Origin of the sequence: Kocuria salsicia (assembly GCF_039532055.1) — a bacterium.
GTDB classification, from domain to species: Bacteria; Actinomycetota; Actinomycetes; order Actinomycetales; family Micrococcaceae; genus Kocuria; species Kocuria salsicia.
On record NZ_BAAARF010000008.1, the window covers coordinates 1 to 15,800 of the forward strand.

The 15,800-nt window shown below is 70.7% G+C and carries 16 protein-coding genes and 1 pseudogene; 7 read left to right on the forward strand and 10 right to left on the reverse strand.

From position 1 onward, the window contains the following. Nucleotides 1–168: 168 nt before the first annotated feature. The gene (locus ABD264_RS07130; RefSeq protein WP_344205171.1) at nucleotides 169–333 is read right to left on the reverse strand and encodes a hypothetical protein; all 165 of its coding nucleotides are present in this window, start codon (nucleotides 331–333) and stop codon (nucleotides 169–171) included. 223 nt (nucleotides 334–556) lie between these two features. Here ABD264_RS07130 and ABD264_RS07135 point away from each other — a divergent pair, with 223 nt between their 5' ends. The 5 genes from ABD264_RS07135 to fmdA all read left to right on the forward strand — a co-directional run bounded on the left by ABD264_RS07135 (nucleotide 557) and on the right by fmdA (nucleotide 6,955). Next, nucleotides 557–2,275 carry a urocanate hydratase gene (locus ABD264_RS07135; protein ID WP_344205173.1) on the forward strand — a complete coding sequence of 573 codons (1,719 nt, stop codon included), beginning with the start codon at nucleotides 557–559 and terminating at the stop codon, nucleotides 2,273–2,275. Beyond that, nucleotides 2,272–3,447: an imidazolonepropionase gene (gene hutI, locus ABD264_RS07140; protein WP_344205175.1), complete on the forward strand. Its 1,176-nt coding sequence runs from the start codon at nucleotides 2,272–2,274 to the stop codon at nucleotides 3,445–3,447. Before ABD264_RS07135 ends, hutI begins: the two co-directional genes overlap by 4 nt. A 110-nt stretch (nucleotides 3,448–3,557) precedes the next feature. Further along, nucleotides 3,558–5,120, forward strand: coding sequence for a histidine ammonia-lyase (hutH, locus tag ABD264_RS07145; protein WP_344205177.1), 1,563 nt, complete (start codon nucleotides 3,558–3,560; stop codon nucleotides 5,118–5,120). Between the two features lie 211 nt (nucleotides 5,121–5,331). Further along, entirely contained in the window at nucleotides 5,332–5,640 is a 309-nt protein-coding gene (locus ABD264_RS07150) for an FmdB family zinc ribbon protein (protein ID WP_344205179.1), read from the forward strand. A 58-nt stretch (nucleotides 5,641–5,698) separates the two neighbouring features. Then, nucleotides 5,699–6,955: a formamidase gene (gene fmdA / locus ABD264_RS07155; protein WP_344205181.1), complete on the forward strand. Its 1,257-nt coding sequence runs from the start codon at nucleotides 5,699–5,701 to the stop codon at nucleotides 6,953–6,955. A gap of 124 nt (nucleotides 6,956–7,079) precedes the next feature. Here fmdA and ABD264_RS07160 read toward each other — a convergent pair whose 3' ends face one another. The 4 genes from ABD264_RS07160 to ABD264_RS07175 all read right to left on the reverse strand — a co-directional run bounded on the left by ABD264_RS07160 (nucleotide 7,080) and on the right by ABD264_RS07175 (nucleotide 10,172). Beyond that, a complete protein-coding gene (locus ABD264_RS07160; protein WP_344205183.1) occupies nucleotides 7,080–7,958 on the reverse strand; it encodes an alpha/beta fold hydrolase in 879 nt (292 codons plus the stop codon). A 158-nt stretch (nucleotides 7,959–8,116) separates the two neighbouring features. Then, the gene (locus tag ABD264_RS07165) at nucleotides 8,117–8,680 is read right to left on the reverse strand and encodes a DUF3349 domain-containing protein (RefSeq protein WP_344205185.1); all 564 of its coding nucleotides are present in this window, start codon (nucleotides 8,678–8,680) and stop codon (nucleotides 8,117–8,119) included. Beyond that, a complete protein-coding gene (locus ABD264_RS07170) occupies nucleotides 8,677–8,937 on the reverse strand; it encodes a hypothetical protein (protein WP_226905803.1) in 261 nt (86 codons plus the stop codon). The genes ABD264_RS07165 and ABD264_RS07170 overlap by 4 nt, the downstream gene beginning before the upstream one ends. Nucleotides 8,938–8,948: 11 nt before the next feature. Continuing rightward, nucleotides 8,949–10,172 (reverse strand): inorganic phosphate transporter, encoded by a 1,224-nt coding sequence (locus ABD264_RS07175; RefSeq protein WP_344205188.1) that lies wholly within the window; start codon nucleotides 10,170–10,172, stop codon nucleotides 8,949–8,951. 138 nt (nucleotides 10,173–10,310) lie between these two features. On the opposite strand from ABD264_RS07175, the gene ABD264_RS07180 reads away from it, so the two are divergent. Continuing rightward, on the forward strand, nucleotides 10,311–11,876 hold the full coding sequence (locus ABD264_RS07180; protein WP_144943045.1) for an MFS transporter: 1,566 nt from the start codon (nucleotides 10,311–10,313) through the stop codon (nucleotides 11,874–11,876). A 176-nt stretch (nucleotides 11,877–12,052) separates the two neighbouring features. Here ABD264_RS07180 and ABD264_RS07185 read toward each other — a convergent pair whose 3' ends face one another. The 4 genes and pseudogenes from ABD264_RS07185 to ABD264_RS07200 all read right to left on the reverse strand — a co-directional run bounded on the left by ABD264_RS07185 (nucleotide 12,053) and on the right by ABD264_RS07200 (nucleotide 15,064). Beyond that, entirely contained in the window at nucleotides 12,053–12,286 is a 234-nt protein-coding gene (locus ABD264_RS07185) for a sulfurtransferase TusA family protein (RefSeq protein ID WP_226905974.1), read from the reverse strand. A 264-nt stretch (nucleotides 12,287–12,550) separates the two neighbouring features. After that, nucleotides 12,551–13,507 (reverse strand): annotated as a pseudogene (locus ABD264_RS07190) (YeeE/YedE family protein); the annotation flags it as partial. Between the two features lie 191 nt (nucleotides 13,508–13,698). Next, nucleotides 13,699–13,872 carry a hypothetical protein gene (locus ABD264_RS07195; protein ID WP_344205192.1) on the reverse strand — a complete coding sequence of 58 codons (174 nt, stop codon included), beginning with the start codon at nucleotides 13,870–13,872 and terminating at the stop codon, nucleotides 13,699–13,701. Between the two features lie 241 nt (nucleotides 13,873–14,113). Further along, nucleotides 14,114–15,064, reverse strand: coding sequence for an NAD(P)H-binding protein (locus ABD264_RS07200; protein WP_344205194.1), 951 nt, complete (start codon nucleotides 15,062–15,064; stop codon nucleotides 14,114–14,116). Between the two features lie 186 nt (nucleotides 15,065–15,250). Between ABD264_RS07200 and ABD264_RS07205 the strand changes: the two genes are divergently transcribed. Beyond that, complete coding sequence (locus tag ABD264_RS07205) at nucleotides 15,251–15,487, forward strand: hypothetical protein (RefSeq protein WP_055085169.1); 237 nt, start codon at nucleotides 15,251–15,253, stop codon at nucleotides 15,485–15,487. 93 nt (nucleotides 15,488–15,580) lie between these two features. Here ABD264_RS07205 and ABD264_RS07210 read toward each other — a convergent pair whose 3' ends face one another. After that, a complete protein-coding gene (locus ABD264_RS07210; protein WP_164497787.1) occupies nucleotides 15,581–15,742 on the reverse strand; it encodes a hypothetical protein in 162 nt (53 codons plus the stop codon). Between the last annotated feature and the right edge of the window lie 58 nt (nucleotides 15,743–15,800).

Genomic DNA, 15,800 nt, shown 5'->3' on the forward strand with positions numbered 1-15,800 from the left:
CAGCAGTGATGCTGCCCTCCAGATGCTCCAGTGCCTGGAAGAACGCGTCCTTCACCTCATGAGACGCCATGGTCCTCGCAACTCCCCAAAAATTCAGGGCGTTGCGAGGACCACTAGAAACTGCCGGTGTAGGGGGGCGTGACGTTGTTTTGACTCGGGCAGCCACTGTCAGGCCACGAGCCGCGTGTACTGCTGCCGAGCGGCCGCACGCAGAGCCGTGATCGCATCCACGTCCAGCTCGTTCTCGGGTCGCGGCCCATGCTCTTCGAAACGCGCAGCCAGCTCATCGGCGTGAGCAAGAATTTCCTCCACGGTGCGGGGCATGGTCATCACCTCTGAAACCTCCAGTGAGTTAACACAGGAACACCCAATTCCACCTGCACAGCATTTCGCACCTCGACACGGCACCGAGGAACTACCGCGATGCGCCTGTCTGGCATCCCAGACACAACCCCCTCCCGAGCCCGTGACCCCCGTCACCGCCCGTGGTCCCATGGACTCATTCCCCGTCCGCCGCCCGCACGCCCCGGACCGACCCGCACCAGGAGGACCCCTCATGGTTCTGCCCAACGCCCGCCCCGTCCGCGCACCGCGCGGCACCGAGATCAGCGCCAAGAGCTGGCAGACCGAAGCGCCCATGCGGATGCTGATGAACAACCTGGACCCGGAGGTCGCCGAGCGCCCTGACGACCTGGTGGTCTACGGCGGCACCGGCCGCGCGGCCCGCAGCTGGGAGGCATTCGACGCCATCGTGAAGACCCTCAAGGAGCTCGAGGAGGACGAGACGCTCCTGGTCCAGTCCGGCAAGCCCGTGGGCGTGTTCCGCACGCACAAGTGGGCCCCGCGCGTGCTGATCGCCAACTCCAACCTGGTGGGCGACTGGGCCACGTGGCCCGAGTTCCGCAAGCTGGAGGACGAGGGCCTCATGATGTACGGCCAGATGACCGCAGGGTCCTGGATCTACATCGCCACGCAGGGCATCCTGCAGGGCACCTACGAGACGTTCTACGCCGTCGCCCGCAAGATGCACGAGGAGGGCCGCATCCCCGAGCCCACCGTGGCCGGCACCCTGACCATCACCGGCGGCTGCGGCGGCATGGGCGGCGCGCAGCCGCTCGCCGTGACGCTGAACGGCGGCGCGTGCCTCGTCGTGGACGTGGACGAGACCCGCCTGAAGCGCCGCCAGTCCAAGCGCTACCTGGACGAGGTGGAGACGGACCTGGACACCGCGCTCGCCAAGGTCATGGCAGCCAAGAACGAGCACCGCGCGTTGTCCGTGGGGTACGTGGGCAACGCCGCGGACGTGTTCCCGGAGCTGCTGCGCCGCCACCGCGCGGGCGAGATCTCCGTGGACGTCGTGACCGACCAGACCTCCGCGCACGATCCCCTGTCCTACCTGCCCACCGAGTTCACCGTGGAGCAGTGGGATGCGGAGGCCAAGGCGGACCCGATCGGCTTCACCAAGAAGGCCCGCGAGGCCATGGCCGCGCAGGTGCAGGCGATGGTCGAGTTCCAGGACGAGGGCGCCGAGGTCTTCGACTACGGCAACTCCATCCGGGACGAGGCCCGCCACGCCGGCTACACCCGCGCGTTCGAGTTCCCGGGCTTCGTCCCGGCGTACATCCGCCCGCTGTTCTGCGAGGGCCTCGGCCCCTTCCGCTGGGTGGCGCTCTCCGGTGACCCCAAGGACATCGAGGTCACGGACAACGCGATCAAGGAGCTCTTCCCGGACAACAAGCACCTGCACGAGTGGATCGACGCCGCCCAGGAGCACGTGGAGTTCGAGGGCCTGCCCGCACGCATCTGCTGGCTGGGCTACGGCGAGCGCCACAAGGCCGGGCTGCTCTTCAACAAGCTCGTGGCCGAGGGCAAGGTCTCCGCGCCCATCGTGATCGGCCGCGACCACCTGGACTCCGGTTCGGTGGCCTCGCCCTACCGCGAGACCGAGTCCATGAAGGACGGTTCGGACGCGATCGCGGATTGGCCCCTGCTCAACGCGCTGACCGCCGCGTCCTCGGGCGCCACCTGGGTGTCCATCCACCACGGCGGCGGCGTGGGCATCGGCCGGTCGATCCACGCAGGCCAGGTCTCCGTGGCGGACGGCACGGATCTCGCGGCCGAGAAGCTCGAGCGCCTGCTCACCAACGACCCCGGCATGGGCGTGATCCGCCACGCGGACGCCGGCTACGAGCGTGCCATCCAGGTGGCGGACGAGCGCGGCGTCAACATCCCCATGCACAACGACCTCGCCACCACCCGGGACGCGGACCAGTGAGCGAGCTCATCACCGGCATCGGCGAGCTGCACACCGTGGACCCCGCCCGCGGCGAGGACTCCGTGCTCAGGGACGCGGCCGTCGTCGTCGAGAACGGGCTGATTGCGTGGGTGGGTCGCGCTTCCGAGGCGCCCGCGGCGGACCGCGCCGTGGGCGTGGAGGGACGCGCGGTGCTGCCCGGCTGGGTGGACTCGCACACGCACCTGGTGTTCGCCGGGGACCGCGGGGAGGAATTCGCGGCGCGTATGGCCGGTGAGGCATACGCGGCGGGCGGCATCGGCGTGACCACGAACGCCACCCGGGAAGCCAGCGACGAGACCCTGCGCGGGCTCGTGGCCGGGCGCGTGCGGGATGCCGTGGCCGGTGGCACCACCTACCTGGAGACGAAGACGGGCTACGGCCTGGACGTCGAGCAGGAGCTGCGCGCCGCGAAGATCGCCGCGGACGCCGCGGACGAGGTCACGTTCCTGGGCGCCCACCTGGTGCCCGAGGGTGTGGACGCGGACGAGTACGCGGAGACGGTGTGCGGGCCCATGCTCGAGGCCGTGACCCCGTACGTGCAGTGGGCGGACGTGTTCTGCGAGCGCGGCGCGTTCAATCCGGAGCAGTCCCGCCGCGTGCTGGAGGCGTGCCGGGAGGCGGGGCTCGGGCTGCGGGTGCACGGCAACCAGATCGGCCCCGGTGAGGGTGTGTCCCTGGCCGTGGAGCTGGGGGCGGCGTCCGTGGACCACTGCAACTTCCTCTCGGACGAGGACGTGGCGGCGCTGGCCGGCTCGGACACCGTGGCCACCGTGCTGCCGGCGTGCGACCTCTCCACCCGCGCCCCGCTGGCCCCGGCCCGTGACCTGCTGGACGCGGGTGCCACCGTGGCGATCGCCTCCAACTGCAACCCCGGCACCAGCTACACCACCTCCATGAACTTCTGCATGGCCACCGCCGTGTTGCAGATGAAGCTCACGGTGGACGAGGCGATCCGCGCGGCCACGCTCGGCGGTGCGAAGGCGCTGCGTCGTGACGTCTCCACCCCGGACCGGCCCGCCGTGGGCCACCTCGCGGTGGGAACGCGCGCGGACCTGCACGTGCTGGACGCCCCGCAGGCCGTCCACCTGGCCTACCGCCCCGGCATGCCCCTCACGTGGGGCGTGTGGCGGGCGGGGCGCCGGGAGATCTGAGCCGGGAGGCCCCGGGGTCATCCGGCCCTGGGCCGCTCGCAGGCCACCCCACCTACTTCTTCCCGAGCTGCTGAGGCGGCTCGGACCACCGACCGGAAGGACCCTTCCCCATGACTCTCTTCGACACCGACCTCCCCACCACCGTGCAGCTGGGATCCTCCGGCGTCACGGTGGGTGACGTGATCGCCGTCGCCCGCCACGACGCCGGCGTGGAGCTGACCGGGGAAGCCCGCGAGCACGTCGCGACGGTGCGGCGCCACATCGACGAGCTGGCGGCGTCGGACGTGCCCGCGTACGGCATCTCCACCGGCTTCGGGGCGCTGGCCAACAAGCACATCCCGCTGGAGAAGCGCACGCGGCTGCAGAAGTCCCTGGTGCGCTCCCACGCCGCGGGCACCGGGCCCACCGTGGAGCGCGAAGTGGTGCGGGCGCTCATGTTCCTGCGCGCCAAGACCCTGGCGTCCGGGCACACGGGCATCCGGGTGGAGACCCTGGAGACGATGCTCGCCGTCCTCAACGCGGGCATCACCCCGGCGGTGCACGAGTTCGGCTCACTGGGCTGCTCGGGCGACCTGGCCCCGCTCGCCCACTGCGCGCTCGTGCTCATGGGCGAGGGCCGCGCCGTCGGACCCGACGGCACCGAACGCCCCGTGCCCGAGCTGCTCGCCGAGGCCGGGATCGAACCCGTGACCCTCGCCGAGAAGGAGGGCCTGGCGCTGATCAACGGCACGGACGGCATGCTGGGCCAGCTCATCATGGCGCTGGCGGACCTGCAGAACCTGCTCACCGCCGCGGACATCACCGCCGCGTTCTCCGTGGAGGGTCTGCTGGGTACGGACCGCGTGTTCGTCCCCGAGCTGCACGAGCCGCTGCGCCCCCACCCGGGCCAGAAGTATGCCGCTGCGAACATGCTCAAGGTGCTGGAAGGCTCCGGCATCGTGGCCTCCCACCGCGTGGGTGACAACCGCGTGCAGGACGCCTACTCGCTGCGCTGCGCCCCCCAGGTGGCGGGCGGCAGCCGGGACACCGCGGCGTACGCCCTGAACGTCGCGCAGCAGGAGCTCGCCGCGGCCGTGGACAACCCCGTGGTGCTGGACGACGGCACCGTGAGCTCCAACGGCAACTTCCACGGCGCCCCCGTGGCCTACGTGCTGGACTTCCTGGCCATCCCCATCGCGGACCTGGCCTCCATGTCCGAGCGCCGCACGGACCGCATGCTGGACCCGGCCCGCTCCCACGGCCTGCCCCCATTCCTCGCGGAGGACCCGGGCACGGACTCTGGGCTGATGATCGCCCAGTACACCCAGGCCGGGCTGGTCTCGGACATGAAGCGCCTCGCGGTGCCGGCCTCGGTGGACTCGATCCCCAGCTCGGCCATGCAGGAGGACCACGTGTCCATGGGCTGGCACGCCGCCCGCAAGCTGCGTCAGGCCGTGCTGAACCTGCGCCGCGTGCTCGCCATCGAGCTGCTCACCTCCACCCGCGCAATCGCCCTGCGCGCTCCCCTGGAACCGGGCGCGGCGGCGTCGGCGGTCATTGCGGACCTGGACGGCCGCGTGGGCGCACCCGGTGAGGACCGTTTCATGGCGCCGGAGATCGAGGCCGCCGAGGAGTACGTGGCTTCGGGGCGCCTGGTGCGCACGGTCGAGTCCGCGGTGGGCCCGCTGAACTGACCGGAGCGCGCGGGGGCGGGGCACGACGTCGCCCGCGTGCCTCCCCGCGCACAGCCAGTACGTAGGGTGAGGGACGCCGCATTTGCGGGGAGGTTCTGCCCCTGAATATCGCGTTGTCGGGGCAGAACCTCTCCCTGTGCGTCGGGCCTCCCGCAGGGCAGCGCCCGGGCCTGTCCCCTCCTCAGACCGGGTTGTATTGTGGATCACACGCGTGAAGGGAGCGTCCATGCCCGTCTACGAGTTCCGGTGCGAGGCCTGCGGGCCGTTCGACGCCCACCACGCCATGGCCCAAGTGCCGCGCTCCCAGGACTGTCCCGCGTGCGGCGCGGACGCCCGGCGCGTGTTCTCCGCCGTGGGCCTGTCCCGCGCGAACTCTGCCCGGGCACGCGTGATTGACGACGCTGCCCGCACCGCTGACGCGCCAGACGTCGTCCGATCCCTGCCCCGCCAGCTCGGCGCCCCCGGCGCGGCCCCGGCCGTGACCCGGGACCCCCGGCACGCGAAGCTGCCGCGGCCGTAGCTTCCCCGCACTGCCGCGCGGGAACCGCCCGCGGGGCTCTCCAGAAAGGTCACGGACCATGCCAGAAGTGATTTTCCCGCTGGACTCCACCAAGCCCTTCACCGAGCAGAAACTGACCGGCCACAACCGCTGGCACCCGGAGATCCCGCCCGTGGCCACGCTCAAGCGCGGGGAGAGCTACCGCATCGACTGCCGCGAGTGGTTCGACGGCGCCATCAAGAACGACGACTCCGCGGACGACATCCGGGACGCCCCGCTGAACCGGGTGCACGCACTGTCCGGGCCGTTCCGGATCGAGGGCGCGGAGCCCGGCGACCTGCTGATCGTGGACATCCTGGACGTGGGCCCCATCCCGCAGGAGGAGGGCCCGCTGGCCGGTCAGGGCTGGGGCTACACCGGGATCTTCGCGCAGAAGAACGGTGGCAGCTTCTTGGTGGACCAGTTCCCGGACGCCTACAAGGCCGTGTGGGACTTCCGCGGCGGCGAGTGCACGTCCCGGCACATCCCCGGCGTGAAGTTCACGGGCATGGTCCACCCCGGTCTCATGGGCACCGCGCCGTCCTCCGAGCTGCTGAAAACGTGGAACAAGCGCGAGGGCGATCTGATCGCCACCGATCCGCAGCGCGTGCCCCCGCTGGCTCTGCCACCCGAACCCGACGCCGCGATCCTGGGTTCGCTGACCGGTACCGACTTCGACCGCGTGGCCGGCGAGGGCGCCCGCACGGCTCCCCCGCGCGAGAACGGCGGCAACCAGGACATCAAGAACTTCACCAAGGGCTCACGAGTGTTCTACCCGGTGTACGTGTCCGGGGCGAACCTCTCCATGGGGGACCTGCACTTCTCCCAGGGGGACGGTGAGATCACGTTCTGCGGCGGCATCGAGATGGGCGGGTTCATCGACATCCACGTGGACGTGATCAAGGGCGGCATGGACACCTACGGCGTGAGCGAGAACGCCATCTTCATGCCCGGGCGCAACGGTCCGGTGTACTCGGAGTGGCTCGCGTTCTCCGGAACGTCCGTGACGCTCGACGGCGAGCAGCGCTACCTGGACTCCCACCTGTCCTACCAGCGCGCGATCCTGCACGCGATCGACTACCTCGCCAAGTTCGGCTGGTCCAAGGAGCAGGCGTACCTGCTGCTGGGCGCCGCCCCCATCGAAGGCCGCTTCTCCGGAGTGGTGGACATCCCCAACTCGTGCGCCACCGTGTACCTGCCCACGGAGATCTTCGACGTGGACATCCGCCCCTCCGCCAGCGGCCCCACGCAGGTGGACCCGGGAATGGGCGCGCCGCGGGCGATGAACCCGGGCTGATCCCGCCACGGCCCCGCGCGGACGACGCCGCTGGGTCGCCTCGCGCAGGTGGGCGCACTTCCGTCGCGGGAACCACGGTTGCCCGCCGGTGGGAGTGCGCACGCATGTCTAACGGGAGACCCCCTCAGTTTTGTGCAGCGGCCGCCAGGTGCTCCTGGATCTCCGCCAGCACCTCGTCCGGGCGCTCCTCCACCATGAAGTGCCCGGTGGGAACCGCCCGGCCGGTGATGCGCGGCAACCACGGCCGCCACGCCTCCAGCGGATCCGTCTGGGCACCCACCACGCCGTTGCTGCCCCAGAGCAGCAGGGCGGGGAGGTCGCGGGAGGTGCCGCGGTCGGCGTCGTCGTGCTCCCGATCCACCCCGGCGGCTGCGGCGTAGTCCGCGCACCACGCGGCCACGACGGACGGGTTCCGGGCGGCGGCCTCGTAGGCGACGAGCGCCTCGGGGTCGAACGTGTCCAGGGAACCGGGAGTGCCACTGAGTCCCCCGAGGGCCGCGTGCAGGAACGTGAGGGGCTCGGCGCTGATGAGCCCCTGCGGCATGGGTGCTGGCTGGGCCAGGAACAGCCAGTGGTAGTACCGGATGGCCAGCCAGTCGTCCATGAGCTCCCACACGGTGGGGGTGGGGAGGATGTCCAGCAGCGCCACGGAGCGCACGGCGTCCGGGGCGTCCAGAGTCATGCGGTGGGCGGTGCGGGCGCCGCGGTCGTGGGCCACCACGTGGAAGGACTCGTGGCCCAGGTGGCGCATCACGGCCACCATGTCCGCGGCCATGGCCCGGAAGCTGAAGTCCTCACTGTCCGCGGTGGATTCTCCGTAGCCGCGCAGGTCCGCGACGACCATGCGGTGGTCCCGCGCGAGGGCCGGACCCAGGCGGTGCCACATGGCGTGGGTCTGCGGGAAGCCGTGCAGCAGCAGGAGCGGCTCGCCCCGCCCGGCGGTCCGCACGTGGATGGTGGCCCCGGGGACCGGGATGCGGTGGGTCTCGAAGTTCTCGAACATGGGGCCATTGTGCGCTTCCCAGGTGGGAGACCATCCATGTAGCCGGGCCCGCGCCACCAGGCCCGTCAATACGTTCGAGGCGGGATGCCGCACGGCTGCGGTCGGAGCAGCACCGCGAGACGGCCGACGACGTCCCGTGGGCCTGGGTTGTCGGAGCCCTACTCCCCCTCGAACGGCCAGCCGTGGGTCTCGAGCATCGCGCGGATGCGTGCGAGCTCCTCGGGCTTGGGCTCGTCCTCCGTGGCGCGCTGGATGGCGGCGCGGGCGTCCGCCTCGGAGGGCGCCACCCCCTGCTCGCGGGCGTCGTGGGCGAGCTGGTCCGCGATCGCGGCCATGTCCTCGTCGTTGAGCTGCGGGCGCAGCACGGCGAGCACGGGCAGGTAGTCCTGCGCGGGTACCCCGTTGGGGTAGTCGGCGCGCAGCCAGTTCATCACCCGGGCCACGTAGCCCGGCTGCCGGGGTGGTTCGTCCTGGCTCGCGCCCACCAGGGGCCACCCGGCGCGCGCGAGGTCCGCGGCGACGTCGCCCAGCTGTTCCGCGGAGGCCGCGGCGGGCCCCAGGAGGTCTCCCGCCGGGATGCCCAGGGTCTCGAGCAGCCGCTCGGTGCGGTGAGGGCCCACCGTGCGGGCCAGCAGCTCCGCGAGCGCCACGTGCTGCTCCGGGGGAACACCGTGGGGGTAGGCGGCGCGAATGTGGTCGAGTGCCGCATCGAAGGTCATCATCCGAACACCGAGATCCCTAGGTAGTGGTCCAAGCTCTTGCGGGTGATCCACAGGACCCCGATCACCACGGCAGCGAGCACGATCGCAAAGCAGAGTACCGCCCCGGCGAGCGCCAGCGGTTTGCGGCGGGCAACGCCGTCCGGGCCGGGCTCGGGGGTGGCCCGGCTCCACAGGGTGATGCCCACCGTGAACAGCGCGGGCAGTCCCGCCCCGAAGCACAGCCCGGCGAGCAGCACGGCGAGGACAGATCGGGCCATCTCGACAATCATCAGCGGGCCACCTCCTGGGCGTCGGCGCGGTCGGGGTCGGCGGGGACCACGGAGTGCGTGTCCTCGTCCCAGTCAGCGTTCACGTTGTGACGGTCCACCTTCTGGTGCCGGGACCGCGCGAAGATCACGGCGGAGGCCACCGCCAACAGCAGGAAGATCACCACGGCGCCGGACAGCCCGCCCACGGCCCGAGCGATGATGAAGCACACCGCACCCACCACGGCCGCGGCGGGCAGGGTGAGCAGCCACCCCACGACCATGCGCCCGGCCACACCCCACCGCACGCGCGCGCCGGGCTTGCCCACGCCCGAGCCCAGGATGGAGCCGGTGGCCACGTGCGTGGTGGACAGCGCCATGCCGAAGTGGCTGGAGGTCAGGATGATGGCCGCCGAGGACGCCTCGGCCGCCATGCCCTGCGGCGGTTCGATCTCCACAAGGCCCTTGCCGAGCGTGCGGATCACGCGCCAGCCGCCCAGGTACGTGCCCAGGGCGATGGCCACCGCGCAGCTCACGATGATCCACACCGGCAGCCCGCTGCTCTCGATTCCCTGGACGCTGAGGCTGCCGTGGGCGATCAGCGCCAGGGCGATCACGCCCATGGTCTTCTGCGCGTCACCGGTGCCGTGGGCCAGGGACACCAGCGACGCCGTTCCCACCTGTCCCCAGCGGAACCCCCGGTCCCGGTGCGCCTGGGACGCCGCGCGGCCGATGAGGTAGACCAGGGCGGTGCCCACCGCGGCCACGCACCCGGCGATGAACGGGGCGAGGGCGGCGGGGACGAGGATCTTCTGGACCACACCGGCCCAGTTCACGCCGGCCACGCCCAGGGAGGCGAGCCCGGCCCCGATCAGCCCGCCGAACAGCGCGTGGGAGGAGCTGGAGGGCAGCCCGAACAGCCACGTGGCAAGGTTCCAGAGGATGCCCCCGATCAGCCCGGAGAAGATGAGGGTCAGGGCAATGGTGGGGTCCAGCCCGGAGACGAGTCCGCCGTCCGAGGTCTGGATGAGCAGCACGTCCTTGGTGACCGTGGTGGCCACTTCCACCGACAGGAACGCGCCCACCAGGTTCAGCACCGCAGACAGGGCCACCGCGGTGCGGGGCTTGAGCGCCCCGGTGGCGATGGAGGTGGCCATCGCGTTGCCGGTGTCGTGGAATCCGTTGGTGAAGTCGAAGGCCAGAGCGGTCACGACCACCAGGCCCAGGATCACCAGTTCAGCTGTCATGGCCCCAGGATGACGGCCCCGGGCGCCGCACACCAAACTCGCCCCCAGGACGGCCCAGAGGAGCATGCGACGGGCAACCAGTTCATGCACACGAACAGGAGCGTTGGGCGCGTCTGAACCCGGGAGCATACTCTCCCCATGACCTCTGACTCCCACCGTGATCCGGACCCCGGCGAGACCTGGCACGAACGCTCTCCGGCCACGGGAACCGGCGAGCTGCCCATCGTCAGCCCGCGCCCGGATCCGCAGACCCACCGGGGCTACGCCCACGGCACGGATCCGCGGCGGTGGCGGATCCTGGCCGTGCTGCTCGTGGCCATCTTCATGTCCCTGGTGGCCGTGAGCATCATCAACGTGGGGCTGCCCTCCATCCAGGAGGGACTGGGCGCCTCCGAGTCCCAGCTGCAGTGGATCCTCTCCGGCTACGCGCTGACCTTCGGTGTGGTCCTGGTGGCGGGCGGCCGCGCCGGGGACGTGTTCGGGCGCGGGTTCCTGTGGATGCTCGGGGTGGCCATCTTCACGCTGTCCTCGATCGCCGCGGGCCTGGCACCGGATCCCACCATGCTGATCGTGGCCCGCTTCGTGCAGGGTGTGGGCTCTGGGCTGCTCAACCCGCAGGGCGTGGCCATGATCCAGCAGTACTTCAAGGGCGCAGAGCGCGGGAAGGCGTTCGGAATGCTGGGCAGCGCTGTGGGTGTCTCCGTGGCCATCGGCCCGGTCCTGGGAGGTCTGCTGATCCAGACGGGCGGCGCGTCCGAGGGGTGGCGGTGGCTGTTCGTGGTGAACGTCCCCGTGGGCGTCGTCGCGCTCGTGCTCGCGTTCCTCTGGTTCCCCCGACCGCTGCTGCGCAGGCCCGAGGGCACCACCATCCGCCACGCCCTGCGGGAGATGGACCCCACGGGTGCGGTGCTCCTGGGCATCGCGCTGCTCGCCACCCTGCTCCCGTTCATCGAGACCGGCTCCCCCGGCTCGAGCCCGTGGGTGTGGGCCCTGCTCGCGGTCGCCGCCGTGTTCCTGGCCCTGTGGATCGTGTGGGAGAAGCGCTTCAAGGCCTCCGGGCACCAGCCCATGGTGGACCTGGACATCTTCAAGGTCAGCAGCTTCCTCAACGGCACCCTGCTGATCTCGCTGTACTTCCTGGGCATCACGAGCGTGTGGGTGCTTGTCACCCTGTACATGCAGCAGGGGCTCGGCCACACCGCGCTGGCCGCCGGCTGCGTGGGCCTGCTCAACGCCCTCGCGAGCGCGGTGGCCTCCAACCTTGCCGGCAGCCGCGTGAACCGGATGGGCCGCAAGATCGTGGTGCTCGGCATGCTCAGCGTGGTCGTGGGCCTGCTGCTGAGCATGGCGGTGATCCTGCTGCACGACTCCTGGCACGTCAGTGAGTGGTGGCTCGTGCTCACCCTGGGCTTCGTGGGCTTCGGCCAGGGCGCCGTGGTGAGCCCCAACCAGACACTCACCCTCGCGGAGGTGCCGCTCGAGTACGCGGGCAGCGCCGGTGGCGTGATGCAGACCGGTCAGCGCGTGGGCACCGCCGTGGGCATCGCCATGATCACCGCGGTGGCGTACGGAGTGATCGCCGACCAGGGCTGGTCCGTGGGCATCGCGGCGGGACTGGGCGTTGTGATGCTCGTGGTGCTCGTCGCCCTGGCCGTGGCCCTGCGGGACATGCGCCACCGCGCCCGGCAGGACTCCCGCGCCTGAGTCACGGCGCGCACACCACGACGCCGCCGGAGCGCTCACCCCCCCCCGGGGGCCCGCGCTCCGCACTGTCCCGGTGGTACGACGACGCCGCGCCCTCCCAGCCCCGGCCCCCGGCAGGCGGGAGCGTGGGGCGCAGAGGTGGCGCGGCGGCGTCGTGAACGGGAACGCCTGCCGGGTCAGCCCTTCTTCAGGGTGATCTGCCAGCTGGCGTCGCCCTTCTCCACGAAGTCGGTGACCTCGTGGCCGTCCGTGGCCGCCCACTGCGGGATGGCCTCGGTGGCCTGGGTGCAGTCGAAGTCGATCACCAGGTGGTCACCGGTCTGCAGGGTCTGCATGACGTCCTTGGCCTCGATCAGCGGGAACGGGCACACGGCACCGAGCGAGTCCAGGGCGTAGTAGCCGTCGCCCAGGCCTGTGAGCTTCTTCGACGGTGCACCTGCCGGGTCCTTGACCATGAGCGCGGTGGGTGCCGCGGCGAAGCCCGAGAACACGTTCGCACCCGAGGTGCGGGGAGCGCCCGCGGTGGGGGCGGCGTCGATCGAGTTGTCGTTCGGTGCGGTGGCGTCCACCGTGTGGTCCAGGCTCTGAGCAGTGGAGTAGGTGCCGTCTTCGCCGGTGGCGGGCTGCGTAACGGTGGGCTTGAGCCAGATCCTGGTGGCCACGGCCACGCCCAGGGCTATGAACAGCAGCGCGATCCAACCCTGGAACGTGAACAGGCTGGTCTGGACCATGCCGTTGCCCACTGTGCAGCCACCGGCCAGGGCCGCGCCCACACCCATGAGCAGGCCGCCCGCGATGGAGCGCACCGTGGTGGTGGCGTCCGGGACGCGCACGCGGAACTCACCCGTGGACTTGGCGGCGATGAACGAGCCCACCAGGATGCCGAGCACGAGCATCACGCCCCAGTCCAGCTTCCCGTCCGCTCCGGTGACCAGGAAGTTCAGCAGGTTGGCGGTGGGAGTGGTGATGCCCAACCCGTCATTGCGGCCGGTCGCGGCGGACAGCGGCCACGCGATGACGCCGATCAGACCCACGAGCGCGCCGGCGGTGTAGACGTGCAGGGGCTTCTTCCATGCGGGAAGGCTGTTCAGCCGTGCGGGCTTCACGGTGTTCTTCTCGCGGTTGAGGAAGTGGCGCACCATCACACCGGTGACCGCTGTCAGGGCGATCACGAACAACCACGGGGAGACGCCCAGGGCACTGGGGATGGTGGTGAGCCCGGTGTCCCACTGCTTCATGCCGGAGTTGAAGCCCTTGAGCACGCCGGTCTTCATGGCGGACGCGGACAGCGCGTACATGGCCAGCGCGATCCACGAGCCCACGAGGCCCTCGCCGGAGCGGTACCACGTGCCAGAGGCGCACCCGCCGGCCAGGATGATGCCGATGCCGAACATGAATCCGCCCACGATCACCGCGAGGGGCGCGAAGGAGGGGTAGTTGGGGGAGATCACCCCGAGGGTGGTGAGCGCAGCGAGCCCCACGGCGTGCACCGTGATCACCACGAGCAGAGCCGTGAACGTGCGCCACGAGCGCTGCAGGAAGATGTCCCGCAGCATGCCCGTCACGCAGAAGCGCCCGCGCTGCATCACGATGCCCAGCAGCGCGCCGATGACAAGTCCGGTGAGGATCATAGGTGAGTACCAGTTTCCCGCGCACCGGAAAGAGGGCGCGTTCGGAGGAAGGGACGATGAGATGAGGGATCGAAAAAGACTCCGAATACTCAACTACTCACCGGGGGCAACGTCCAGGTTTTTGTCACAAAGTGTCACACTTCCCGGAAACGACCCGAAGTACCTACTCGTAAGGTATTAGCGACATTGCGTCACGCTGCCCGGTGCGATACCGCCCGCAGCGCCCCGACGGCACCCTCCCCCGCCCGACTCACGGACATGGGCACCTGCTTGAAAACCTCCCGCGGGATCGGGGCCCGGCACAGCTGCGCGGTCCGCTCCACGTCCCAGTCCACGAGCACGAACCACTCATCGCCCTCCCGCACGACTTCCCGCACGGCGCCCGTGGCGCACAGCTCCTGCCGCTGGGACAGGTAGGCCCAGATGGTGTCCCCCCCCCGTCATGGTTCGGTAGCCCGTGCGCAGGCACCACCGATCCGCGGGCTGCGAGCGCCCGATCGCCTCCCACACCGCCGTGGCGTCCTGGCGGGTGCGCCAGTCGGCGGGCATGTGCTGCCCATGAGCGGCCGGGTTGATGGGAAGCAACCAGTGGGTCTCCGCGGCCATTCACGCACCTCGCGATTCGGTCGTGGCGTTCGACGTCGCGCCCCGCCCGGTCCAGGCGTCACACTCGGCGGCATCGCCGGAGGCTCGCCCGGCGTCGGCGTCGCACTCCTCCGGCGACGACGCTCCCAGCAGCGCGTCGTACCCCTCCCGGAACGTGGGGTAGCGCCACCGGGATCGAGGAACCAGGGAGTGCACGAGCGCCCCGTCGATGATCTTGCCGAGCGGCCCCTCCCCCGCGGGCGAGTTGTCCGGGGGCACCGCGACACCCAGCCGCGCCGCGAGGTGCGTGACGACGTCACCCAGCTGAGCGGCGTCATGATCCACGGCGTGCAGCAACCGCGGCGGCTCGGGAGCGTCGAGCACGGTGGAGAGGACCGTGACGAGATCGTCCCGGTGGATCCTGTTGGTCACGCGCCGGTGGGTGACAGGCGTGGCCGTGCGGACCCGCTCGACCAGGGACGTGCGGCCAGGCCCGTAGATCCCCGCGGGGCGCACGATGACCAGGTCCGGGAAGAGATCGGCGGCGAGCTCCTCCGCGGCGAGCAACACGTGGGCGGTGGCGCGCTGAGGGTCGGGCGGGGTGGCCTCGGTGACGACCTCACCGTCGGTGCCGCTCAGGACGCCCGTGGAGGACACGAGCACCACGCGCGGCGCGGCGTCGGACGGCAGGGCCAGGTGCAACCCGCGCAGCGCACCCAGGTAGGTGCGTTCGTAGGCGGTCGCGTCGCGGCCGTCGGCGGTGAGGGTGACCACCACGGCGTCGGCCGCGGGAAGGACGGCCTCCCCCGGTTCGGTGAGGTCCAGAGAGACCGGCTCGACGGGCTCGGGCAGCGCGTCCGCGCGGCGCCGCACGCCCACCGCGCGCACTCCGCGTTCGGCGAGGCGCAATCCCAGGGCGGTCCCCACGTCCCCGCAGCCGGCCAGGAGCACTGTTGCAGCGGAATCATTCATGGCACCAGCCTGTCATGTCCGCGCGACGGCGCGTGGCCCGGCTTGGCAAGGGAAAGGAACAGTGCCATGACCGGGCAGAACCCGATCCATCACCCCCTTATTATTTGCCCCCCCGGCATCTACGGTGGAGGTACCCAGCCCCGCTTCACCACCACTTGCTCAGCAGAGCAGAACGGAGATCACACCATGATCATGAAGACCCTGCACGACGCCGGTATCCGCTCCGAGTACGCCTACACCGCAGGCATGGGCTCGATCGCCTTGTCCTTCGTGTCGTGGGGAATCTCGCGTCTCAAGAGCGACGACTCCAAGGCCCAGTCGGACCGCTGGGGCATCTTCGTGGGCCACTGGGCGCCCACCTTCATGAGCGTGGGCCTGGCTCTCGCCCAGTACGAGCAGACCCTCGAGAACAAGAAGAAGTAGCCACCGACCCCGCAGCCACTCGGCGCAGAAGAACCGCCCCGCACCTTCGTGGTGCGGGGCGGTTCGCCTGTCAGCGGCTGCCCGGTGCGGTGCTCAGTGCCCGTAGCCCTGGGACTGCTCCTCCGTGCCGGCCTGCTCCTCGAAGAACTCCTGCTGCTCCTGGGTGTTCGCCTGCTCGGCGGCCTTCTGGCGCTGCTCGTCAGTGTCCACCTGGCTGACCGACTCGGTGTTCTCGTCCTGCGGGTTCTTGCCCATGGCTGCGCTCCTTCGCGGTTGCGTGGTGCGCCGCCCCGAGCTCCGCGGCCCGGACGAC

Coding starts and splice junctions, on each gene's coding strand:
- ABD264_RS07175 (WP_344205188.1), bottom strand. CDS start 10,172: ATGACAGCTGAACTGGTGATCCTGGGCCTGGTGGTCGTGACCGCTCTG.
- ABD264_RS07210 (WP_164497787.1), bottom strand. CDS start 15,742: ATGGGCAAGAACCCGCAGGACGAGAACACCGAGTCGGTCAGCCAGGTG.
- hutH (WP_344205177.1), top strand. CDS start 3,558: ATGACTCTCTTCGACACCGACCTCCCCACCACCGTGCAGCTGGGATCC.
- ABD264_RS07160 (WP_344205183.1), bottom strand. CDS start 7,958: ATGTTCGAGAACTTCGAGACCCACCGCATCCCGGTCCCCGGGGCCACC.
- ABD264_RS07135 (WP_344205173.1), top strand. CDS start 557: ATGGTTCTGCCCAACGCCCGCCCCGTCCGCGCACCGCGCGGCACCGAG.
- ABD264_RS07180 (WP_144943045.1), top strand. CDS start 10,311: ATGACCTCTGACTCCCACCGTGATCCGGACCCCGGCGAGACCTGGCAC.
- ABD264_RS07165 (WP_344205185.1), bottom strand. CDS start 8,680: ATGATGACCTTCGATGCGGCACTCGACCACATTCGCGCCGCCTACCCC.
- ABD264_RS07200 (WP_344205194.1), bottom strand. CDS start 15,064: ATGAATGATTCCGCTGCAACAGTGCTCCTGGCCGGCTGCGGGGACGTG.
- ABD264_RS07170 (WP_226905803.1), bottom strand. CDS start 8,937: ATGGCCCGATCTGTCCTCGCCGTGCTGCTCGCCGGGCTGTGCTTCGGG.
- fmdA (WP_344205181.1), top strand. CDS start 5,699: ATGCCAGAAGTGATTTTCCCGCTGGACTCCACCAAGCCCTTCACCGAG.
- ABD264_RS07205 (WP_055085169.1), top strand. CDS start 15,251: ATGATCATGAAGACCCTGCACGACGCCGGTATCCGCTCCGAGTACGCC.